This window comes from Inquilinus sp. (assembly GCF_039594555.1).
Classification (GTDB): Bacteria; Pseudomonadota; Alphaproteobacteria; order DSM-16000; family Inquilinaceae; genus Inquilinus.
The window spans coordinates 1-2,629 of sequence record NZ_JBCNNF010000634.1 but is presented as its reverse complement, the minus strand read 5'-3'; the positions used below and the strand labels follow the sequence as shown (position 1 = coordinate 2,629).

Genomic DNA, 2,629 nt, shown 5'->3' with positions numbered 1-2,629 from the left:
GACCCATGGCGGTCCAGGCCGGGCCACGGTCTATCTGATCCAGGCGATCTACGAGACCGGCTTCACCAAGCCGGCTTCGGCCGGCTTCGCCGCCGCCCAGTCGATGGCTCTGTTCGCCATCCTGATGGCGCTGACGGTACTGCAGCTGCGCATGGCGAAGGAGCGCTGAGCATGGGCGCGAAAAGCCTGAGGGGCGGCCTGGTCGGCCTGGTCCTGCTGTTCTTCCTGTTCCCGCCCCTGTGGATCGTGGCGAGCTCGCTGAAGCCGTCGATGGAGACCTTCGCCTGGCCGCCGACGCTGCTGCCGCAGCACTGGACGCTGGACAACTTCGCCAGCGCCCTCGGCGCCGCCCGGTTCGACCTGTTCTTCACCAACTCCGCCGTGGTCGCGGTCGGGTCCAGCATCCTGTCGGTGACGATCAGCATCATGGCCGGCTTCGCCCTGTCCAAGTACCGGTTCCCGGGCGACGGGCTGTGCTTCATGCTGATCATGGCGACCATGATGATCCCGCTGCAGGTCGTGCTGATCCCGATGTTCATGGTGCTGAAGGGGCTCGGGCTGCTGGACAGCCTGTGGGGGCTGATCATCCCGCCCGCGGCGACGCCGACCGGCGTGTTCCTGATGCGGCAATACATGCGCGGCATCCCGGACAGCCTGCTGGAGGCGGCGCGGATCGACGGCACCAGCGAATGGCGCATCCTGTGGCGCATCGTGGTGCCGCTGTGCAAGCCGGCGATCGCCACGCTGGCCGCCTTCACCTTCGTCTGGCGCTGGAACGACTATCTGTGGCCGTTCCTGGTGGTGAACGACCAGTCGCGCTGGACCGTGCAGCTGGCGCTCGCCAACTATGTCGGCCAGTGGGACATCGACTGGCCACGGCTGCTGGCCATGGCGGTGCTGTCCAGCCTGCCGATCCTGGCCCTGTTCATCGCCCTGCAGCGCTTCTTCATGAGCGGCATGATGGCGGGGGCGACGAAGGAGTAGGGCACGGCGGCCGGCTACGCGGCGTCCAGCTCGACGTGGACGCGGTGGCCGAGAGCTGTCGCGATGTTCACCAGCGCATCCAGAGAGAAGCGCGAAACCCGTCCGCGCAGCAGGTCGTTGATGCGCGGCTGGGTCACGTTGCAATGGGCGGCCGCGTCGACCTGCGTCCAGCCCTTCTCCTTGATGATCTCGGCGATCTTGTTCATCAGCTCCGCGCGGGTTCGCAGGTTGGCCGCTTCCTCCGGAGTGTCGGCAATGGCGTCCCACACGCTGTCGAAGATCTCGGATTCGGTCATCGGGAACCTCGCACAAGGTCGGTGAAGCGGGATCGGGCCAGCTCGATATCGTGTCTGCTGGTCGCCTGTGTTTTCTTCTGGAAGCAGTGCAACACATAGACGGCGTCGGCCCGCCGGTCGGTGTAGATCACCCGGAAGGTGCCGGAGTCGTCCCACACCCTGATTTCCTCGACGCCCCTGCCAATGGTCGGCATCGGCTTGAAGTCATCGGGTTGCTGACCGCGCTGCACCTTGTCCAGTTGATAGCCAGCGTCCTGACGGGCCTCGGCCGGGAACCCACGCAGGCTCTCGAGCGAATCTCCCAGGAAGCGGAGCGGCTTCATACACCGAAGTATATCCAAACGGATATAGGCCGCAACTCTCGCCGGATGACTTGAGGCTCTCCGCTATCTCCGCGGCCGGCGCTTGAAGCGCAGATAGTAGGGCCGGCCGTGCAGGGCCTTCTCCTCGTAGCGGGTCGGCGGCCAGTCGGCCGGCCGCTCGCGCCAGTCGGCCGGACCCTCGGCGGTCCAGGCGAAGGCCGGGTTGCGGCGGACGCGCTGCAGCGACCAGTCCAGCAGCGGCGCGTCATCGGTGGCGATGCGCAGCTCGCCGTCGTCCTTCAGCAGCCGGGCCAGGTCGGCCACGGTGTCGTCCTGGATGAAGCGGCGGTTGTGGTGGCGCAGCTTCGGCCAGGGGTCGGCGAACAGCAGGAACAGGCGGCCGACCGAGCCGTCGGGCAGCCGGTCCAGCAACGGGCGCGCGTCGTCGGGCCAGACCCGGACCATGTCCAGCCCGTCGCGTTCCACCGCCGCCAGCAGCGTCGACATGCCGTTGATGAACGGCTCGCAGCCGGTGAAGCCGATATCGGGGTGATGCGCCGCCTGCCAGGCCAGGTGCTCGCCGGCGCCGAAGCCGATCTCGACCCACAGCTCGCGCGGCGGGCGCGGGAACAGGGCGGCCGGGTCCAGCGCGCCGCCATCCTCGGGCAGTGCCACGGTCAGCCGGGGCAGCAGCGTCTCGATCAAAGCAGCGCGGCCGGCGCGGAGCTTTCGCCCATGGCGCCGGCCGTGGAAGTGGCGGCGCTTCTCGGCGCCGCCGTTCTCTTCGGTCATCGGGTCAGAACGCGCCGCGCAGGTCGTCCACCAGGTCGGTCCGCTCCCAGGAGAAGCCGCCATCGGCCTCCGGCGTGCGGCCGAAATGGCCGTAGGAGGAGGTGCGGGCGTAGATCGGCCGGTTCAGGCCGAGATGGGTGCGGATGCCGCGCGGGCTGAGATTGACCAGCTGCTGCAGCACGTCGGACAGCTTGTCCTCGTCGACCCGGCCGGTGCCCTGGGTGTCGATATAGACCGACAGCGGGTGGGCCACGC

5 protein-coding genes are annotated in these 2,629 nt (G+C 68.1%); 1 reads left to right on the top strand and 4 read right to left on the bottom strand.

Translation table 11 applies throughout. The annotated features are described in order from the left end of the window. The first annotated feature begins 171 nt into the window (after nucleotides 1-171). On the top strand, nucleotides 172-984 hold the full coding sequence (locus ABDW35_RS35300; protein WP_343718510.1) for a carbohydrate ABC transporter permease: 813 nt from the start codon (nucleotides 172-174) through the stop codon (nucleotides 982-984). 14 nt (nucleotides 985-998) lie between these two features. On the opposite strand, the gene ABDW35_RS35295 is transcribed toward ABDW35_RS35300, so the two are convergent. The 4 genes from ABDW35_RS35295 to ABDW35_RS35280 all read right to left on the bottom strand — a co-directional run. Next, on the bottom strand, nucleotides 999-1,280 hold the full coding sequence (locus tag ABDW35_RS35295; RefSeq protein WP_343718509.1) for a helix-turn-helix transcriptional regulator: 282 nt from the start codon (nucleotides 1,278-1,280) through the stop codon (nucleotides 999-1,001). Continuing rightward, entirely contained in the window at nucleotides 1,277-1,603 is a 327-nt protein-coding gene (locus ABDW35_RS35290; protein ID WP_343718508.1) for a type II toxin-antitoxin system RelE/ParE family toxin, read from the bottom strand. Before ABDW35_RS35290 ends, ABDW35_RS35295 begins: the two co-directional genes overlap by 4 nt. A gap of 63 nt (nucleotides 1,604-1,666) precedes the next feature. Further along, nucleotides 1,667-2,374, bottom strand: a complete 708-nt coding sequence (locus ABDW35_RS35285; RefSeq protein WP_343718507.1) for a tRNA (guanine(46)-N(7))-methyltransferase TrmB — start codon at nucleotides 2,372-2,374, stop codon at nucleotides 1,667-1,669. A gap of 4 nt (nucleotides 2,375-2,378) precedes the next feature. Further along, nucleotides 2,379-2,629: methionine adenosyltransferase domain-containing protein (locus ABDW35_RS35280; RefSeq protein WP_343718506.1), on the bottom strand; the 251-nt coding region annotated here is incomplete at its 5' end.